Raw genomic sequence first — 19,202 nt, 5'->3', positions numbered from 1 at the left:
GGTGAAATTGCCGGTGGATCGGCAAATGCGCTATCGGCGTAGCGCTTCCAGACGCGATTTCGCCTCATGGACTCCCGCGGCGTTGGCCTTGGCATAGAGGTCTTGCGCCCTGCGCTCGTCGCCGCGCGTGCCGTAAGTCCCCCACTTCGCAAGAATCAGGGGATCGTAGGTTTCTGCCAACGCGAAGCTCGCCTGGGCGCTGCCCATTTCCACGGCGCGCTCGAGTACAAGCCGCGCCGCGCCTATGTCGCCCTGACGCAACAAGGAGCTCGCCCGCGCAACCAGCCCTCCCGCTTCCGCAGCCTGCTCGGGAGCCGGCTGCGCAACCGTGCGAGCAGGCGCCGCTCGCGTCTGTTCGGCGACCGGATTGGTGGCCACTTCGATGGACTTGTCCCGCGCGGTCGCACCGGTCGTCAACGCCGCGCCGTGCGCTTTGCGATCCTCGGCCTCATACGCATGGATTGCGCTCCGCGACAAAGGGAGGTGCTGTGGCTGCACGTCGATCCTGGCGCGCAATTGCCTCAATTCAGCAGCGCTGGCTTCCGCCGCCTGCTTCTGCAGCAAGATTTCCTCGCTTGCCTTTGCCGCCCGCGCCGTCTGGGTCTCGCTGTCGCGATGCGCTGCCGCCAGATCTTGCTCCAGCCGCGCGGACCGCTCACGCTCCTTTTGCAGGTCCGCCGCAGCGCTCTTTCCCACAGCTTGCAGCCGGGACGTTTCCTTGCCCGCTTCGGTCACCAGCACGACCTTGCTCTCGACATCACGTCGCGCCGCGGCAAGATCCTGCTCCAGCCGGGCGGACCGCTCACGCTCCTTTTGCAGGTCGGCCGCACCGCTCTTCTCAGCCGCCTTCAGCCGGGACGTTTCCTTGCCCGCTTCGGTCACGAGCACGGCCTTGCTCTCGATATCACGGCGCGCTGCCGCAAGATCCTGCTCCAGCCTGGCGGACCGCTCATGCTCCTTTTGCAGCTCGGCCGCACCGCTCTTCTCCACCGCCTTCAGCCGGGACACTTCCTCGTCTGCTTTCGTCGCCAGCGCCGTCTTGGTCGCGACATCGCGCCGCGCTGCCGCGAGATCCAGCTCCAGCCGGTCAGCCCGCGCCGCTTGCAGTGAGTTCTGCAACTCCGCCGCACCGCTTTCCCTTTCCCGCTTCAGTCGGGCGGTCTCCTCGCTTGCTTTCGCCGCCAGCGCGGTCTGCGTCTCGACATCGCTGCGGGCAGCCGCAAGATCCTGCTCCAGCCGCATCAGTCGCTCACGTTCGTCCGGTGTGGCTTTGTGAACCGAAGCTGCGCCGCTCTCTGCCGCCTGCCTGAGCTCCGCCGCTTCTTCACCGGCTTTGCGGGCCTGCGCCTCGAAGGCGTAGATCGTGCTTCGCGTCTGCGAAAGCTCCTGTGCCAGCGCGTCGGCCTTCGCGCGCGATTCCCGCAGTTCGGCGGCCCCGGCCTCCACAGTCCGCTTCTGCCGCAGGGCTTCATCGGCCGCCTTTGCCGCCAGCGCGGTCTGGGCCTCGACATCACGCCGCGCGATCGCGAGATCCTGCTCCAGCCTTGCGGACCGCTCTCGCTCCTTTTGCAGGGAGCCCTGCGACTCGGCCGCTCCGCTTTCGCTTTGCTGTTTCAGTCGGGAAACCTCCTCGCCTGCTTTGGTGGCCAGCGTGGCCTGGGTCTCGACATTGCTGCGGGCAGCCGCAAGATCCCGCTCCAGCCGCGCGAACCGCTCACCTTCGTCGGGTGTGAATTTGCCGGCCGAGGCCGTGCAGCTTGCAACCGCCTGCCTGAGCTCCGTCGCTTCATCTCCGGATTTGCGGACTTGGGCTTCGTATGCGTAGATCGAGCTCCGCGACAGCGAGAGGTCTTGTGCCAGCGCCTCGGCTCGTTCGCGCAATTGCCTGAGCTCGGCAGCTCCGACGTCCGCTGCCTGCTTCTGCCGCAGAGCTTCTTGCTTTGTCGTTGTCGCCAACGCCATCTGGGTCTCGACATCGCGCCGCGCTGCCGCCAAATCCTGCTCCAGCTGCGCGCTCCGCTCGTGCTCCCTTTGCAGGGCCGACTGCAGCTCCGTAGCGCCGCTTTCACGCATCCCCTTCAGCCGGGAAACCTCCTCGCCCGCCTTCGCCGCCAGCGCAGTCTGGGTCTCGACGTTGCGGCGCGATGCCTCGAGATCCTGCTCGAGCCGCGCGGACCGCTCGCGCTCCCGCTGCAGATCCGCCGCGCCACCTTCCGCCGCTGCTTTCAGCCGAGACGCTTCCTCACCTGTTTTTGTCGCCAGCACAGTCTGGGTTTCGACATCACGCCGCGCTGCCGCCAGGTCCCGCTCCAGGCGCTCCGCCCGCTCACGCGTCTCTTGCAGGGAGTTCAGCAACTCCGCGCCGTCCTGCGCGGCCTGCTTCTCTTGGACCGCCTTGCCCGCCAACGCGGCCCGGGCCTCGATATCGCGGCGCGCCGCCGCGAGACTCTGCTCCAGCGACTCGGCCCGATAGCGCTCCTGCTCGAGACGTTGCAGCAACTCGATGTCACGTCTTGCATTCGTCAGGTCGCAGGAGAGCGACTCCGCCCAGTTGTATTCCCGTTTCGAGGCCTGCCCCGTGTCGCCGACGCTCGCTTGGGCGACCTGCACCGGTCTGTCATTGCCGCCTCGACCCGGCGGCAAGGCTTCGGGAGCGCCGTTCCTTGCCGCTTCGATGAAACCGGGACTACCGGCAGCCGCCGAATGCTGCGGTTGCGTCGAAGGGCGGGCCGGATCTGGGGAAGCCCGTGTTTCCGGCGCGCACACCATTGCGAGCATGGCAGCAGTCGTCCACGACAGCGCGGACCGTCCCGCCCTGGGCAGCAGCCGGCGCGACGCATCTGCGATGTCGCAACCGGCAACTGCCTTGTCCTTGAGGATAACCGGACCCATCCGCAATCACCTGCCGCACGGCGACACAAGCTGTTGAGGTGCGGTATTATGCGCCGTACCGCAGCGCGAAGCCTACAGCCCGCATGGAGGACCCCACCCACCCCTTTCGGGTTAGGCCACAGGTCACGGCTTCACATAGGACCAGCCCTTCTCCTGCAGTTCCATCACGCGCACGACGCCTGACTTCACCACCTCCGCCTGGCGAACGATCGGGATGTCCTTGTTCTCGGCTTTGTGCATTTTTTCCTGGGTATTGCCGCAGGCCTTGAACGAGACCTCCGGCGTGCTCAGCGCCATTTCCTCGAGACGGGCTTTCACCGGCGACGTGTCGTCGCGCAGCATGTGCAGGCCGGGTCCGAAGGTGACCACCTCGATCTTCACCTTCTCGCCGAGATCCTTGTAATATTGCGCAACGTTGACGGCGTTGTTGAGCGCGAGATTCATGGCTGCGGGATCGTTCGTGTTCACCTGCAGGATCAGGTTGTGCGACTTGGTGTTGGATGGAAGCCGGGCGTTCGCGTTGAGAGGAGATCGTTCCCCCTTGTGGGTGGTCGCCTTGCGCGAGACATGAACCCTTTGGACCTTTTCTGAAACGTGCTGATAGTCCGCAGTGCGGTTCGTTGTTGTCGGTGTCCAGTACCGTCCGCCGCCTTGCTCCGCCGCAGCGTATGAAGCGGACAGCAGCACCGTTGCGGCTCCGATCATGGTTACCTTCGCAATTTGCTGAAACACGCGCATGGATGCCTCTCCTGTTAAAGACACGTTATTGAAATCTCTAGCCGTTGGGTTTTGCGGTCGGTTGTGGCCACCTGCAGGCAGCGGAGATCTTCGCGCGCACCACATCCATCCCGCTCAACGGGAACACCGCATCCAGCGCCGGCCCGGTACGGGGTGCGAGGTGAATACTGAGACCTCCGCCGTCCGGAAGGGACTGCAGCAAGCGAATCACATCGCCGCCGAACGCAACACCGGTCCCGGACGCAGGCACAGCTGCCGCGACTTGCTGCGGCGGACCGTCGTTGATGCGGTAGGAAATCGCATATCCATCGCCGCGACCGGACACACGGGGTCCGGCGACGATCAGTTCGCTCCGCCCGCCATGGCAGCGAATCGAAAGCGTCATTCCGCTTTCGCCGGCACCGTCGCGCGATGACGTCGTGGCGGTGGCGACCGGTGAATAGTCGAGCGGTGAAGTCGTCAGGCTGACGACCCAGCTGTTACCCAGGTTCGCCTGGGGCAGCGCCGACGCCCGCGGTGTCTTGTCGGAGCACTCCGGCCGTTCGGATCGTTCCTTGGCGGAGCAATCGCGGAGCTGAGCGATCTGGCGATATCCTGCCGCCTGCGCCGAAGCAATGCCGCTTGCGAGCAAGACTCCAGCCACCGCGCAGGTCGCCGCGCGTCTCATTGCGATGTATTTGCGGCGGCGCGCGGCTCGCGATCGAGCCACGCCTGCGCTGCGGGGAAGCGCGTCAGGCCGGGAACGGTCGCGGCGAGATTGATCGTCTTCCACTTTTGGTCGAAGCCCGGCTGCTGCAGCTTGTCGATCCGCGAGAACAGATACTCCACGAAGCGCGCAAGGCGCTCATAGCGGTTCGACTTGGCCGGAAAGTTGAAAGCCACCAGGGCGGTCGGCACGGCGATTGTCGTGACGCGCTCGCCCTGCTTGATGAGATTGGGATACTCCGTGGCCTCGAGCGAGGCGGGAAGATAAAAGTCTTCGAACCTCCTGTCATAGGGAACAGGCAGGAACTTGAACCCCGGGTCCCAGCGGCCGCGCACGAAGGCATCCACCGGCTTCGAGGTGATGAAGACGACCGCGGCCATCTCGCCCTTGCGCATCTGCTCGAGCGCGACCTGATGGGGGATGAAGGTTTTTTCCACATCGAGGCCCAGGCGGCTGAAGATCAGCGGCCCCGAATAGGCCGCCGCAGTACCCAGATTATTGAAGTTCACCTTCTTGCCGGCGAGATCGCTCAGGCTTTGGATCTCGGGACGAACGAAGATATGCAGTTCGGACGGAAACAGATTCAGCACGAAAGCCAGCCGTTGCTGGATATCCGGCACCTGGCTCCTGTATTCCTCGAGCACGTCGGAATTGATGATGGCGGCATCGATGCCGCGCAAATACAGCAGTGAGTTCACATTCTCCGTCGGCCCGCGCGTCACGACCGGCAACACATGCAGCTTGTCGCCATCGTCTACGACGCGGGCGATTTCGGCCGCGAGACGAATGGGCGCGCCCTCGAGCAGGCCCCCGGCGAGGCCGACCGTCCAGGCATTCATCGTCACCTGCGGCTTTTGCGGCGGTGGCTCACGGCGCAATTGACGCGGTGCAGCAGGTTGCGCCTGTGCATCCACGTTTGACAGCGGAACGGTCGTGAGCAGCGGAATCAGCAGCGCCAGCATGCGCAACGGGTGCAATTCCCTTTTTGCGGTCTGTCCCATGGGATCTCCGCCCTCGCCGATCGGTGATTTTGTCGTAGTTTCATGCAGTTCATCGGCGCGCGCTATTTCTCCCCATGGGGGAGCCCACTACTCCTTCCGGATTATCCATTGTGCGTGTCCTACGCCGCGGCAGCGAGGGATCGACAAGCCCGGAGCCAGTCGCGCCTGGCCGGCTGCCGCTAGCCCAGGATAGCCCACCCATGCGGCGGCAGCGTGAGCTCGGTCCTTGCGCCTGCCCTGCGCACCGCAACTGACCCTGCGAGTCTGTCGACGCCAGAGTCGATGGTGCGTACGACCGCTGCGTCGGCCAGGTTCAGGGCAACCCATAGCCGATTGCCTTCGTCGAATGCTTCGAAGACGAGGTCGGAATTGCGAAGCTCGATCATATGGGACTTCGCCCGGAGCAGCCATGGATGCCTCCGCCGCAGTCCGATCAGCTCCTGATGGAGCCGGTAGACCGGCCAGCCGAATGGCGCCAGTTCGGCTGGCGCCGCCGGAAAGGTCGGACGGATCGCGTCGTCACCTCCGGCACGACGCTCCTTGATCCCGCGGAACGCCTGTTCATCCCCCGCGTAGATCGAAGGCGTGCCGCCACAGGTCATGAGGGTGACCAGCGCGTGCGCGATATGCCGTTCGTCCAGAAGCCGGCTCGCGATCCGCGTGACGTCGTGATTGCCGATGAACGTCTGCGGCACGAAGCGGTCGAGCATCGCATTGTGCCGCCCGAGCGCCCATGCGAGCTCATGCAAGTTGCGATCGTTCAGGGCGCTCCAGATCGCCTTCCAGAGCTCGTATTGCGTGACGGCATCGACGCCGGTCTCGGCGACGAATCCGGTATAATCGCCGTGGATCACCTCGCCGAAAATGTAGGCGTCGGCATGCCGCGCGCGAACCGCAGGCAGGACGCGCCGCCAGAATTGCCGCGGGACGGCATAGGCTGCGTCGAGGCGCCAACCATCGGCACCGCGATCAAGCCAGTGATTCATCACGCGGATGACATAATCGACGACCGCGGGCTCGTCATGGTTGAGCGTCACAAGCTGGTGGTGACCCTCGAAGGTCGCGCAATCGGGCGCCTGACCGTCCGGGGGCCAGGTCAAGCGAAACCAGGCGGCATCCGGCGATTGCGGGCCGCCGGCGACAGCGCGCTGAAAGCGTGGAGATTCACGGCCGAAATGGTTGAACACGCCATCCAGGATGATGCGCAGGCCACGGCCACGGGCTGCTGCGACCAATGCATCGAAGTCCGCATCGTCCCCAAGCCGCCCGTCGATCAGGAAGTGATCGATAGTGTCGTATCCGTGGGTCGACGAGGCAAAGATCGGCCCCAGCAGGATACCGGATGCGCCAAGATCGACGGCGTAATCGAGCCATCCCACCAGGTGGTCAAGGCGATGCACGATGCCGGCACACGCGCCGGCCTCCCGTTCGGCGCCGACGAAGCCGAGCGGGTACACATGCCACCAGACGGCATGCTTGATCCAGTTGCTCCCGCGACCCTCCAAGCCGTATTCACTCCTCAAGCCGGTCACTACCCTTGACGAAGGTCATGCCGATCGCGCCGAGCGTCAACAGCACGGCGATCGGAACGAGACCGACAGCCTGGGACTGAAAGCGCGCCGTCAGGATGCCAACCAGCATCGGTGCGATCCAGACCGTCGTACTGGCAGTCAGGCCGAACAGCCCGAAATACGAGCCGACGCGCATCGGCGGTACGATCTGAATGATCATGGCGCGCCCCGACGCGATCGAGGCCACCGCGAATGCCGTCATCGATCCCGACAGCAGCATGAAGACGATTTCGGGCAGGGTTCGAAAAACCGGGCCGTTCCACAGCGGCGGCGCGGCCGGATCATGGGGCCAGAAGAAGATCATCCTGTCCGGCGTCGTGCCGAGAACCATGACCAACAGCACGACCGTAATCGATATCTGGACGATGATGGCGCGGCGCGTGCCAAGTCGCGCGTTCAGGCCTGCCGCAAGCAAGCCGCCGAGAGCGGCGAACGCGATCTTGACGACGGCAAAACTCAGCAGCTTGAAGCCGTGCCATCCCATCACGCCCGAGGCATAGATGCCTTCGAAGATGATAAGGGTGTGAAAGCCGTCGGCATAGAAGGTGCGGGCGATCAGGAATTTCAGCAGGTTTGGCTGCCTTCGCAGACCGGCGATCAGGGCGAATACGTCCCTTGAGCCGAGGCGGACCGCCCTCACGAAGCTCTCGCCCGATGCCGGCGCGTCGATGGTGAAGCGAAGCAGCATGAACAGGCCGGCGCAGGCGAGCGCCGCGATCAGAGGCCCGATCAACCGCTCCATCTCGTGGCTCGCCTGCGAGAAGCCAAACAGCGGCTCGTCGGGGATCCCGAACCAGTGCAACTGCCCGGGAAGCGCAAATCCCCACAACAGGAACGTCATGATGGCGACGGACACGAGATTTGCGATACCCAGGCTGACACCCGAGTAGCGGCCAACCCGCGACATCCCGACCGCCGGTCCCAGCATCGCGTTATGCAGGATCTCGGAATAGACGAACAGCAGATTGAGCGCCATCACGATGACCAACACGGCAGCGACCGACAGTCCGCTGCGGTCCGGCTTCGCCCACCACAGGCTGACCAAGAGCGGCAGCGAGATGAGGATGCAGGCCGTGATCCACGGCTTTCGCGGACCCATCCGGTCGAGCGACGCGCCGAGAAACGGCACTGTCACGGCACCGACCAAACCTGCAGCAAAGCCGTATCGCGCAAACAGCGTTTGTCCGAGCACGGGATCGCCGATCATGACCTTGCTGACATAGGGCGCAAAAATGTAGATCTTGAGCAGAACCAGATACGGGATCCGGGTCGCCTCGTAGCCGATCCATGACCATGCGCTGAGCGTCAGGGCGCGCGAGCCAGGGCTTGCGGTCGCGACGGGTCGCGATACGGCAATAACATCCTCAGACATCCGGAGCGTTTCCCCTGTGGCGTGGCTGCTGCGTCCCACGCGGTTGTTACGACGGGCTCTTGCGATCGGGCGCCACAAACCTGGCGACCGACACCGGCCATTGCATCGATCCTATCGTCACCGATCGCGATCCGCCTCATCCGCGCGGGACGCATACGCACTTCCATGGATATGGAAATAGCTGCCGGCGCGGAAAGCGAAGACCGGCAACGACGCTCTCACCGAATTCGACGCCGGGCTCCTCCCGCGACGAAAATACGCCGCCGGTCAGTTGGCATGTCCAGCCGATGCGGCGCTGCGTGCGAGCCGCGGCGACAGTGCGGCATCCGAACCGAGCTTTTCGGCATGGAACTGAAGACGCGCGGCGATGCGGCCGAGCCCGACGCGTTCCGCCCAGAACATCGGGCCTCCCGTGCGCGCAGGCCAACCGTAGCCATTGAGCCAGACCACATCGATATCGGACGCGCGCTGCGCGATACCCTCATCGAGCATCTTCATGCCCTCGTCGATCATCGGATAGAGCAGCCGCTCCAGAATTTCTTCGTCCGTGACCCGACGCGAACGATAGCCGCGGCTCCGTGCAAACTCGGCAATCAGCGCCTCCACTTCCGGCGACGGCGTCGCGACACGCTCGGCGTCGTAGTCGTAGTAGCCCTTCGAGGTCTTCTGTCCGCGTCGGTCGCGTTCACACAACAGATCGCGAATGCTTTCGCCCTTCGACGTCTCGCGCCGCCAGCCGAGATCGAGGCCCGCCAGATCGCTCATCTGGAACGGCCCCATCGGAAACCCGAATGCGGTCAGCACGCGATCGACATCCCAGGGCCTTGCTCCTTCGAGGATGAGCCTTTGGGCCTGCGCCTGTCGCCGTCCGAGCATGCGGTTGCCGATGAACCCCGGGCAGACACCGGAAACGACGGCGATCTTGCCGATCCGGCCGGCAAGGTGCATTGCGGTCGCAAGCTGCGACGGTCCCGTCTTCGCCCCACGCACGATTTCGAGCAACCGCATGACATTCGCCGGCGAGAAGAAATGCAGCCCGATCACCGCCTCGGGTCGGCGCGTCTCCGCGGCAATCGCGTCGATATCGAGCCGGCTGGTGTTCGACGCCAGGATGGCGCCCGGCCTTGCAATCGCATCGAGCTTGCGAAACACATCCTTCTTGACCGCCATGTTCTCAAACGCGGCCTCGATGATGAGATCGCAATCGGCAAGCTCGTCGATGACGAGGCCCGGCGTCAGCAATGCCAGCGCACGCTCGACGTCGTCCGCAGCGAGGCGGCCGCGGCTTGCGGCGCGCGTGTAGTTTCGCCGGATCGTGGCGACACCCCGCTCCAGCGCGGCCTGGTCGCGCTCGACGATCATCACGGGAATCCGATCGACAGGAAATTCATGGCGATGCCGCCCCCCATCGTACCGGCGCCGAGAATCCCGACGCGCTTGATCGGGATCCTCGGCGTATCGGCACTCACACCATCGATCCGCGCCGCACTGCGCTCTGCGGCGATGATGTGCTGCTGCACTTCCGACAGATCGGCCTCGCGCTTGCTCATGCGGTCCCTCCATGAAAGATCTCGAACAGGCCGGCGGCGCCGATACCGCCTGCGCAACACATCGTCACCACGCCATAGCGGGCCTTGCGACGCCTCCCCTCGTGCATCAGATGTCCGACGCAGCGCGCGCCCGTCATTCCATAGGGGTGACCGATCGCGATCGCGCCGCCCGAGACGTTGAGCCGCTCATCGGGAATGCTAAGCCGGTCGCGGCAATAAAGCAGCTGCGATGCGAACGCCTCGTTCAGCTCCCAAAGGTCGATATCGTCGATCCGCAGCCCGTTGCGTTCGAGCAGCTTGGGTACCGCGAGGACCGGGCCGATGCCCATCTCCTCCGGTGCACAGCCGGCGACCGCCATGCCACGATAGGCTCCGAGCGGCTCGAGGCCACGCCGCTCCGCCTCCGCGGCTTCCATCAGGAGCACCGCCGCAGCGCCGTCGGACAGTTGCGAGGCGTTTCCGGCGGTGACAAATCGCCCCTGTTTGACAAAGCGCCCACCGGCGAACACGGGCTTGAGCTTGGCGAGATCCTCAACGGTGGTTTGCGGACGATTGCCTTCGTCCCGCGTCAGCGTAACCTCCCTGACGGCGGTTTCGCCGCTGGCGTGATCCGTGACCGTCATCTCGGTCCTGAGCGGTGCGATTTCCCGGTCGAAGCGGCCTTCGGCTTGCGCTATCGCCGTCCGCTGCTGTGACCGCAGGGCATAGTCGTCCTGCGCCTCGCGGCTGACACCGTAACGTTCCGCGACGAGCTCGGCCGTCTCGATCATCGAGCTCGTGAGGCCCGTTGCATGGCGAAGGATCCATCCTCCCACGCCCGGTAACGGTTGACCTTGTCGTTCTGCACCAGGCTGATCGATTCCAGGCCGCCACCGATCGCGACCGGTGCACCGTCATTGATGATGTACTTCGCGGCAGTCGCGATTGCCATCAGACCGGACGAGCATTTGCGATCGATCGACATTGCGGCGACGCTGTCGGGAAGTCCGGCGCGCAGCGCGGCGTGACGGACGACGTTGTTGCCGGAGGTCCCCTGCTGCTGCGCGGCGCCCATCACCACGTCGTCGACCTCGGCAGGATCGAGCCCGACGCGCTCGACGACTGCGCGAATGACGTGCCCACCCAGCGTCGGCGCCGTCGTATTGTTGAACGCGCCTCGATAGGCCTTGCCGATCGGCGTCCGCGCCGTCGAAACGATCACAGCTTCACGCATCAAAACTCCTCCTGTCCGGAAATTTCCGTCGATCGACCGTGCCGGGCTTTGGCCTTTCGTGCTGCGTTCAACTGAGCTCGGCCGACGAATATCCGAGGATGGCGCGCGCGATGACCAGCCGCTGGATCTGGCCGGTGCCCTCATAGATGTCGGTGATGCGGCCATCGCGCAGGAATTGCTCGACCGGATGATCATGGCTGAGGCTCATTGCCCCCAGCAGTTCCATCGCGCGCTGCGGACCGCTGCGGCAGAGCTCGCCACCCTTCGCCTTTGCGACCGACGCCTCGAGGTTGTTGGGTTCGCCGCGTGCCGCGAGCCAAGCCGCGCGCAGTACCGTCAGCGTCGCGGCCTCGATGTCGGCCTCGAGCTCCAGCAGCGTCTGCTTCGTGGAGGTCCGAGCGTGCGGCCCGCGGTCCCAGTCGACCGCGATTCCCTCCTCGGCCAGCTGATCCCGCGCATACCGGAAAGCGCCGAACGCCTTTCCGATCCCGCCCGCGGCAACGGTCGGACGGGTGATATTGAACGTCTTGAGCACCCCTTTGTAGGAGGCGGAGCCCTCGTCCGCGCCTTGCGGCACGCGCTCGTCGCCACCGATCAGATGGTCGCGCGGGATGCGGCAATCGCGAAACGCGTAGGCCGCGGTATCGCTGCTGCGAATCCCGAGCTTCTTTTCCTTGCGGACCAGCTCGAACCCGGGCGTGCCCTTCAGCACCAGGAACGATTTGATGCCGCCGCGACCGGCCGCCTTGTTGACGGTCGCCCAGACGATCGTGCCGTGGCATCGCACCCCATTGGTGACGAAGATCTTGTCGCCATTCAGCACCCACTCGTCGCCGTCGGGTGCGGCGGTCGTCTGGATCGCCTTGGTATCGGATCCGGCGCCCGGCTCGGTGATCGACATCGCCAGCATCAGATGCCCCCACCGCTTCTGCTGGGCGGGCGTGCCGGCCGCGCCCAGCGCCGCGTTCCCAAGCGCCGATGGCGCCTGGCGCAACGGCACGCCGTTGTGCGCCTCGCGCTCGATCTTGATCAGCATCTGCATGATCACGGATGGCGTGTCGTCACTGGGCCGACGCCGCATCCGATCGAGCAACGAGGGGAACGCCGCAGCCTCCGCAAACGCTTTCGGCAGGATTTCGTCCTCGTTCGCGTCGTAGTGGCGCGCGTATTTCTCGCTGACCTTTGCCTCTTCGGCTACTCCCGAAAGAATGTCCCGATCGCTGTCCGAAAGCGTGAAGTCCACCATGCTCTGCCCCTTCATGCCACCGCGAGCGCGCCGTGGATGGTCAGCATCCGCGCGTTGCGCAGCCACATCTCGAGCGGAAGATCGCGGATATAGCCGTGGCCGCCGAATATCTGCAGCCCGTCGTCAGCGATCTTGATCGCGCGACGGTTGACGTAGTCCTGCGCAAGGACCGCCATTTTTGAAACATCGACTCCCCGGTCGAACGCGGCAGCGGCCTTCCAGACCAGCCAGCGCATGGCTTCGCACTCGATATGCATGTCAGCGAGCATGAAGGCGATCGACTGCTTCTTCGCGATCGGCTCGCCGAATGCAACGCGTTCCCTGGCGTACGGAATCGCGAAATCGGTGACCGCGCGCGCCAGCCCCACGGCGAGCGCCGCACCACCGATGCGCAGGCTGGCCAGCAGGGGGCGGATATCCGCGCCATCGCCCTCGCCGAGGATCGCATCGGCCGGAATCGACACGCCGGCCAGCTCGACCCGGGCAAACCGCATCGGCGTGAGCCCGATGGTGCCGCTTTCGCGGACAATCGTGACGCCCCGGGCACGCGGAGGGACGATGAAGGCCTTGATCCCGTCGATGCCCGGCGCGTCGTATGCCCGCGCCAGCACCAGCATATCCTCGGCCTCCTCGCCGAGAGGTACCAGCCGCTTGACGCCGGTGATCCGCCAACCGTCCCGATCCGGTTCGGCCCAGGTGGCGATCCGCGACGGATCGAATGCAAGCGAACTCTCGTGCAACGCTAGCGTTGCCACGCGGCGCAAGCTCCCGCAGAATTTCGGCAGGTCACGCTTCTTCTGCGCTTCCGACCCGAGGTCGATCAGCGGATTGACGAACAGCGACGACGCAACGACGGTGCCGCCGAGCCCGGTGCATCCGGAGCCCATCGCTTCCAACATCAATGCGCCGGTCAACGCCGAGCGCGGCGCACCGCTGCCACCATAGGCCTCAGGAATCGCGAGTGAAACCAGCCCTAGGGACCACGCTTCGTCGAGCACATCGGCCGACGCGGCACACGCTTCGTCGGCTTGCCGTGCCCGCGGCGCCAGTTCGTTCGTGGCGAACGCGACGAGCATGTCGCGGATCTGGCTTTGCTCGTCGGTGACATCAAAGCTGATCATGATGCGATAGCTCCGCGGCCGACTGCGCGCGCATGGTCGTCGCCGATTGTGCTCAGCGCGCGCATCGCGACGACGAGGTCCCAGGCCCGCTCGAACACCGCAAACCCCGCAGTCGAGAGCGCTTCGCGTGCGAAGGGCGACAGCAAGGTGTAGCTGTAGATCAGGACGGGCTTTGATCGGCGCGCGCGGAGCGCGCTGAGCGCCTCCACGTCGAGCGAGACGCTGCGTTCGTTCGACAGGGACAGCGCCAGTACGACGGAATCGACTTCATCGCCGTCAAGCAGCAGCTCGAGCGATTGAAGAACGCCACCCGTGAAGATGCCTTGCGCGGTGACATCGACCGGATTCGCGGCGGAGCCATAGGAGGGGAACGTCGGTCGAAGCCGTGCCTGCAGCTTGTGATCCAACAAAGGAACGCTGAAGCCGGCTTCCGTGAGACATTCGCTCAGCACGGTTCCGGCGCCCCCCGCCGTCGTGACAATGCCGACGCGACGCCCGGCGGCAACCGGATTGGTCAAGCATCCAAGCGCTGCTGCAACCGCATCATCCGGATCGGCGACCGCGATCACGCCGGTGGCTGCGAACATCGCGTCGAAATCCGCAGCCACCCCCGTGTCGCTGGCGGTGTGTGCGACGGCCGCACGACGGCCGGCATCGGACCGACCGATCTTGATCGCGATCACAGGCCTGCCTGCCGCACGCGCCTTGGCCGCCGCGACAGCGAACCGCTCGAAGTCGCGAATCTCCTCGAGGTAGGCGATGATGGCGGCGCAGCCGGGATCGTCGGCAAAATGCGCGATGAAGTCGACTGCGGTGAGGTCGCACTCATTGCCCGTCGTGACGACATGGCCGATCTCGAGGCCGGCGGCGCGTCCGCGACTGAGCAGCGAGAAGCCGAGACCACCGCTCTGCGCCACGATCGCAACGCGGCCGGCCGCCGCGTCCTGCGCCGGGCCGCGATGCAAGGGCTCTGCCGCCGAGCTGAACGTCGCTGCGACGCGATCGCGCACGTTGTAAAATCCCTCGCAGTTCGGACCGCAGATGCGGATCCCGGTGCGTCGCGCAATTTCCGACAGCCGCAACTGCCGTTCGGCCTTCGCCGCGCTTTCTTCGGCAAAGCCCGAGGAAATGACGATCGCCCAGCGAACGCCGGCCGCGGCGCATTGCTCGACGATGTCGCAGACCAGCTCCGCCGGGAGCGCAATGATGGCGAGGTCGATCGGGAACTCGACCGCGGCGATCGCGGGATAGCACGGCAAGCCGTTGACCTCGCGGTAGCTCGGATTGACCGGCGCAATCCGCCCGGTGAAGCCGGCGCGGCGCAGCATCCGCAGCAACAGGCCGCGGATCGAGCGCTGTTCGGCGGGCGCGGCGCCGATGACGGCGATCGAGCGGGGCGCAAGAAACGCGGCAATCGACGCCGCGTCCAAGGGTCGGAGAATTTTGTTCAAGGGACCATCCATGCAAATGTTCGGATCGCGTCAGCGCGGCAGTCCGACGAGATTCCTCGCCATGATGATGCGCTGGATCTGTCCGGTGCCCTCGACGATGTTCAGCGCCTTCGCATCGCGAAACAGCTTCTCGACGAGGTGATGACCGGCGCCCGCCTCAAGCCCGACGATCTCCATGCCCGCAGCGGCGAGATCCTGGGCGGTCTCGGCGGCAAACACCTTGGCCATCGAGGCGTCCACGACGTTGGGAATCCTGTTGTCGGCCTTCCAGGCCGCGCGCAGTGTCATGAGCCAGGCCGCGCGCAGCTGCCGGTACATCACCTCCAGCCGGTCGCGCACCCGTATCGACCGGAACGCGCCTGACTGCTTGGCGAAATTCAACGCCTCGTCGCAGGCGGAGCGCGCCAGGCCGACGGCACTCGCTGCGACGCCAACGCGCGTGGTGTTGAGCGTCCCCATCGTTGCGCCGTAGGCGCTCGACTTCGACGTCCGTTCGGGCCGCTCGCCGCCCAGGATGTTGTCGTGCGGGACCTCGCAGTCCTCGAGGATGAACGAGACCGACTCATAGGCGCGGAGCCCCATCTTGTTCTCGATCTTGATCCCGGTCATGCCGCGGTTGCCACGCTCGACGAAAAACGACCGCTGACCGGCCCGACCCTTGTCGGGATCAAGATTGGCCTGCACCAGCACCCAGTCGGCGCGCGCGGCATTGCCGATGAAGCATTTGGCGCCGTTGAGCAGATAGCCGCGATCGGTGCGCGTCGCGCGGGTACGGAACGCCGCCGTGTCGGAGCCTCCGCCCGGCTCCGTCAGCGCGAAGCTGCCCCAGCGCGGGATGTCGGTGCCGCGGAACGGTCCAAAGAAGCGCTCGCGCTGCTCCGGCGTGCCGGCGGCCGTGACGATCGGCGCCGGCAGTCCCGGCCCCGGCGCGGCGACACCCATGCCGCGATCCCAATAGGCATTCTCCTCGTTGATCGCAGCCATTCGAACCGCGGGACCTTCAGGCACCGCGCCGTCCTCGGCCGGTGCGGGATGCGTCTTCCGGAAGGCGACATACCGGGCGAAATAGGGATGATCGGGCGGCAACGGCGCGCCGTTGCGATCGGCCTCCAGTCCGGCCGGCCGGACCTCGCGCTGCCCCCACTCCCGAACCCGCTCGATATGCGCATTGAGCGCGGCGCTGAAATTGTTCACGCGGCGATCCTCTCCGAGATTGTGGCCGCAAGCGCCGCGCCAGCCTGCTCGCGCGCGGCATCGTATCCACCCGCCAGCAGGCCGAGCGCACGACAGTCCCGCATCGCCTTCTCGACCGGAAAATCACGCATGAAGCCGTGGCCACCGAGGATCTGAACGCCATTCGGGCCGACGAAGCGGCTCGCCTCGATGGCATCGACGAAAGCAGCCGCCGCCGCACCGACGGCGCGGCCCTCGCCAGCATCGATCGCCATCGCCGCATCTTCGATCAGAAGCCCCAGCCGCTCGACCGCGACGTACATATCGACGATCAGGAATGCGAGCGCCTGATGATGGGCGATCGGCTTGCCGAACGCGACACGGTCGAGCGCGTAGCTGCGCGAAAACCGGGCCGCATCGGAGAGGACGCCCCAGATCAGCGACGCGTAATAAATCCTGATCCGCGCCAATGCGTGCGCGGCACGCACCGGATCGTGCCACGCCAGAGCGGGCGCTCCGTCAAACTTGACGCCGCTCGCGCCTGCGGCGTGCAGGGCCGCGCCGCGGACCGGCTCAAACGCAAAACCTTCGTTCAACACCCATGCGCCCTGCGGACCAAGACCGACAAGCACATCGGCCCGGGCGGCGGGCATCCAGGCCACCCGGCCTGCCACGCGCGCATCGGCAACATCCCCGGCACCGGGATCCATCACGAGGGCGAAGCGGAGGCCGGACTGCCCGAGGTTCAGTGCAAGCGATTTTACCGCTTCAACCCCGCCGAAGGTCTCGATCACGTAGATCGCCGGCGCGAACCGGTCCAGCGCAAGCGCGGCGCCGGCGTCGGCTTCAGCGAGCAAACGGTTGATCCTGGCACGAGCGAGCAGACCGAGCCCGGCCCCGCCGGCGTCCTCGGCGACATCCAGCGCCTCGAACCCCAGCGCGGCAAAGCGCTCTTGCACGCTTTCGCTGACCGCACGCGCCGCCTCGAACTCGCGAAGGCGGGGCCGCAGTTCGTCAGCCGCGAAGCGCCCGATCGTCTCGGCGATGATCTCGTCGCCTTCTCCCCGCGCAAAGTCCACGCCGCCTGTCCTCCCGAGCGATTGTGCCGGGCGATGTGCGAACCGGCTCGTCATTCGCCGGCAAGTTAGATCGGGGAGGACGCGGCTCGCAATCCGCTACATGAACATGTTGGTCACTTCCATATCCATGGAAGTGCGAGACGATCAGGCTTTTGCGTTCTTCGGCAAGAACCGACGGATCGCCCCGAGCAGTGCCGCGATGTTCTGATCGAGATGCCGCTCGAGGCGGTACACCGGCCCGCCAAGCGCGATGACGAAGCTGCGGGTGAACGGCGCTTGCGGCAGCGGCATTGCAATCACGCCGATGCCCTCACTGTAGATGCCGCGGGAGAAGAAGTAGCCCTGCTTGCGGATGCGCGCGACGTTCGCCATCACGTCTTTCAGCGCCACGCGGTGGCTGCGCACCGGCTCCGCATGATTGCTGCGGTAGACAAGCGTGTCGATCTCCTCGTCCGACTTGCTGCTGAGCAAGGTCAGACCGACACCGCAGCGCGCCAGCGGGCGCAGCGATCCCGGCTCGGCCGAATAGGCCAGCGCCTGGTTCGAGCGGAGCACATGCACATATTGCGCGCTGATGTCGCTCTGGGTCCCCACGATCACCGTTTCGCGGGTACGCTCGCGCAACTCCTCCATCAGCGGCAGCATCCTGATCTCGCCGAACAGTTGCTCCGACACCCATCGTCCCAGTACCGCGATCCGCATGGTCGGCAGATAGGTCTGCGTCTTGCGGTCGTACTCCAGATAGCCGAGCGTCACGAGACTCTTCAGCATCGCCGCACCGCTTGAGACGGGGTAGCGGAGTTCGTCGCAGATCGCCTTGAGGCCGAGCGGGCGACGCGCCCGATCGAAAAATTCCATGATCTCGAACACGCGCCGTGCCGACTTGATCGCGGCATCCGCCATCGGACCCTCCGGATATGGATCTTCGTATGTGGAAAGCTGCTCCATATACGTATTTGCGATCCGGCACCACTCCCCTTGGCGCCCGTGCGCCCGACCAGCCGGCAACGGATGCCGGTCACCGGCACCAGACATCCCGGATTTCCCTCACTCCAGCCCCGCGGACGGCAGACGTATCGCCACTCGAAGTCCCCCGAGTGGAGACCGGTCCAGGCTAAGGGATCCGGCGTAAAGCTCGGCGAGTTCCCGTGTGATCGACAGCCCGAAGCCGAATCCTGGAGAGCTTTCGTCGAGCCTTTGGCCGGCCTGCACCGCCTGCGACATCTGCTCCGGCGAGAGCCCCGGTCCATCGTCCTCGACGACGAGGACGACGCTTCGCGTCTCCTCGCGAGATTCGACGACAACCTTGCTGCGGCACCAGGAGAAGGCGTTCTCCAGCACGTTTCCCAGCATCTCGTCGACGTCCTGCTGTTCGCAGGCTACCGCCAGGCCGGCCGGTATATGATTGACGAAATCGATCGTCTTGTCGGCGTTCACTTTGCCGAGGACGAGGCCGAGATCCGCGACGCGTGGCGCGATTACTGTTCTTGTCCGAACCGGACCGCCAAGTGCGGCCGATCGGGCGCGGCCCAGATGATGCCGGATGCGCCGGTCCATTAGGACGACGAGACCGTGCAGATCTTCTGAGCCTGACGATTGCTTCTGCAGCGCGACCGCCAGCGTCGCAAGCGGCGTCTTCAGTCCGTGCGCCAGATTCGACACGTGTTTGCGCGCCCGCTCCAGGTTGGAGGCGTTCTGACCCAGCAGCGCATTCAGTTCGGTGGCCAATGGCTGCACCTCGCCCGGCTGTGCGTCGGGTACGTTGTCGCGAAGTCCAGCTCTTACATCGGCGACCGCCTGACGAAGTCGCTCGAGGGGACGCAACCCCAGACGAACCTGGATCAGCATCGCTAAGATCAATGCGATGCCGAGCACCGCGAGCGACAAGGCCAACGTGCGCATCGCTTCCCACAATGGCCCGCGCACCGCGTCTCTCGGCGCGGAGGCCACGATCGTGACAGGAGTGCCGGACACCGCGACGTTCAAGATGCGAAAGTGGAGTGCGTTGTCGTATGGACCCTTGCCGTCGGCAGGCAGCGGGCGTTCTCGCGGAGGCGGATCTTCGCCGATCGGGGGAGGCGGCGGAGGG

Annotated in this window: 15 protein-coding genes and 1 pseudogene; all 16 read right to left on the bottom strand. The window is 65.4% G+C overall.

The genetic code is table 11. The features are described 5' to 3' along the window. Positions 1 to 30: 30 nt before the first annotated feature. Positions 31 to 2,892 carry a hypothetical protein gene (locus tag I6F38_RS26245; RefSeq protein WP_225162366.1) on the bottom strand — a complete coding sequence of 954 codons (2,862 nt, stop codon included), beginning with the start codon at positions 2,890 to 2,892 and terminating at the stop codon, positions 31 to 33. 123 nt (positions 2,893 to 3,015) lie between these two features. Then, complete coding sequence (locus I6F38_RS26240; RefSeq protein ID WP_225162365.1) at positions 3,016 to 3,630, bottom strand: DsrE family protein; 615 nt, start codon at positions 3,628 to 3,630, stop codon at positions 3,016 to 3,018. Between the two features lie 37 nt (positions 3,631 to 3,667). Continuing rightward, positions 3,668 to 4,261, bottom strand: a complete 594-nt coding sequence (locus tag I6F38_RS26235) for a hypothetical protein (RefSeq protein WP_225162364.1) — start codon at positions 4,259 to 4,261, stop codon at positions 3,668 to 3,670. 32 nt (positions 4,262 to 4,293) lie between these two features. After that, complete coding sequence (locus I6F38_RS26230; protein WP_225162405.1) at positions 4,294 to 5,298, bottom strand: TAXI family TRAP transporter solute-binding subunit; 1,005 nt, start codon at positions 5,296 to 5,298, stop codon at positions 4,294 to 4,296. A 218-nt stretch (positions 5,299 to 5,516) separates the two neighbouring features. Continuing rightward, on the bottom strand, positions 5,517 to 6,842 hold the full coding sequence (locus tag I6F38_RS26225; protein ID WP_225162363.1) for an alpha-amylase family protein: 1,326 nt from the start codon (positions 6,840 to 6,842) through the stop codon (positions 5,517 to 5,519). 7 nt (positions 6,843 to 6,849) lie between these two features. Then, entirely contained in the window at positions 6,850 to 8,280 is a 1,431-nt protein-coding gene (locus tag I6F38_RS26220; protein ID WP_225162362.1) for an MFS transporter, read from the bottom strand. A gap of 267 nt (positions 8,281 to 8,547) precedes the next feature. After that, positions 8,548 to 9,642, bottom strand: coding sequence for a 3-hydroxyacyl-CoA dehydrogenase (locus tag I6F38_RS26215; protein ID WP_225162361.1), 1,095 nt, complete (start codon positions 9,640 to 9,642; stop codon positions 8,548 to 8,550). Then, positions 9,642 to 9,830, bottom strand: a complete 189-nt coding sequence (locus tag I6F38_RS26210; protein ID WP_225162360.1) for a hypothetical protein — start codon at positions 9,828 to 9,830, stop codon at positions 9,642 to 9,644. The genes I6F38_RS26215 and I6F38_RS26210 overlap by 1 nt, the downstream gene beginning before the upstream one ends. Beyond that, a pseudogene (locus I6F38_RS26205) lies at positions 9,827 to 11,043 on the bottom strand (acetyl-CoA C-acyltransferase). Before I6F38_RS26205 ends, I6F38_RS26210 begins: the two are co-directional and overlap by 4 nt. A gap of 67 nt (positions 11,044 to 11,110) precedes the next feature. After that, positions 11,111 to 12,289, bottom strand: a complete 1,179-nt coding sequence (locus I6F38_RS26200) for an acyl-CoA dehydrogenase family protein (RefSeq protein ID WP_225162359.1) — start codon at positions 12,287 to 12,289, stop codon at positions 11,111 to 11,113. Between the two features lie 11 nt (positions 12,290 to 12,300). Continuing rightward, a complete protein-coding gene (locus I6F38_RS26195; RefSeq protein ID WP_225162358.1) occupies positions 12,301 to 13,410 on the bottom strand; it encodes an acyl-CoA dehydrogenase family protein in 1,110 nt (369 codons plus the stop codon). Continuing rightward, positions 13,407 to 14,861 carry a CoA-binding protein gene (locus I6F38_RS26190; protein WP_225162357.1) on the bottom strand — a complete coding sequence of 485 codons (1,455 nt, stop codon included), beginning with the start codon at positions 14,859 to 14,861 and terminating at the stop codon, positions 13,407 to 13,409. The genes I6F38_RS26195 and I6F38_RS26190 overlap by 4 nt, the downstream gene beginning before the upstream one ends. 30 nt (positions 14,862 to 14,891) lie before the next feature. After that, positions 14,892 to 16,055, bottom strand: a complete 1,164-nt coding sequence (locus I6F38_RS26185) for an acyl-CoA dehydrogenase family protein (RefSeq protein ID WP_225162356.1) — start codon at positions 16,053 to 16,055, stop codon at positions 14,892 to 14,894. Next, a complete protein-coding gene (locus I6F38_RS26180) occupies positions 16,052 to 17,113 on the bottom strand; it encodes an acyl-CoA dehydrogenase (RefSeq protein WP_225162355.1) in 1,062 nt (353 codons plus the stop codon). Before I6F38_RS26180 ends, I6F38_RS26185 begins: the two co-directional genes overlap by 4 nt. A 144-nt stretch (positions 17,114 to 17,257) precedes the next feature. Next, positions 17,258 to 18,016: a helix-turn-helix domain-containing protein gene (locus tag I6F38_RS26175; protein WP_225162354.1), complete on the bottom strand. Its 759-nt coding sequence runs from the start codon at positions 18,014 to 18,016 to the stop codon at positions 17,258 to 17,260. Positions 18,017 to 18,160: 144 nt separating this feature from the next. Next, positions 18,161 to 19,202 (bottom strand): sensor histidine kinase (locus I6F38_RS26170; RefSeq protein WP_225162353.1); only part of this gene is annotated, 1,042 nt, incomplete at its 5' end.

The sequence above is a fragment of the Bradyrhizobium sp. BRP56 genome, assembly GCF_020194035.1.
Classification (GTDB): Bacteria; Pseudomonadota; Alphaproteobacteria; order Rhizobiales; family Xanthobacteraceae; genus Bradyrhizobium; species Bradyrhizobium australafricanum.
The sequence above is the reverse complement of the archived record's forward strand: the minus strand, read 5'-3'. Positions and strand labels throughout refer to the sequence as shown.

Excerpts from the sequence above, each read along its gene's own strand:
- I6F38_RS26245 (WP_225162366.1), bottom strand. The coding sequence starts at position 2,892 with ATGGGTCCGGTTATCCTCAAGGACAAGGCAGTTGCCGGTTGCGACATC.
- I6F38_RS26240 (WP_225162365.1), bottom strand. The coding sequence starts at position 3,630 with ATGCGCGTGTTTCAGCAAATTGCGAAGGTAACCATGATCGGAGCCGCA.
- I6F38_RS26230 (WP_225162405.1), bottom strand. The coding sequence starts at position 5,298 with ATGCTGGCGCTGCTGATTCCGCTGCTCACGACCGTTCCGCTGTCAAAC.
- I6F38_RS26220 (WP_225162362.1), bottom strand. The coding sequence starts at position 8,280 with ATGTCTGAGGATGTTATTGCCGTATCGCGACCCGTCGCGACCGCAAGC.
- I6F38_RS26215 (WP_225162361.1), bottom strand. The coding sequence starts at position 9,642 with ATGATCGTCGAGCGCGACCAGGCCGCGCTGGAGCGGGGTGTCGCCACG.
- I6F38_RS26210 (WP_225162360.1), bottom strand. The coding sequence starts at position 9,830 with ATGAGCAAGCGCGAGGCCGATCTGTCGGAAGTGCAGCAGCACATCATC.
- I6F38_RS26200 (WP_225162359.1), bottom strand. The coding sequence starts at position 12,289 with ATGGTGGACTTCACGCTTTCGGACAGCGATCGGGACATTCTTTCGGGA.
- I6F38_RS26195 (WP_225162358.1), bottom strand. The coding sequence starts at position 13,410 with ATGATCAGCTTTGATGTCACCGACGAGCAAAGCCAGATCCGCGACATG.
- I6F38_RS26175 (WP_225162354.1), bottom strand. The coding sequence starts at position 18,016 with ATGGCGGATGCCGCGATCAAGTCGGCACGGCGCGTGTTCGAGATCATG.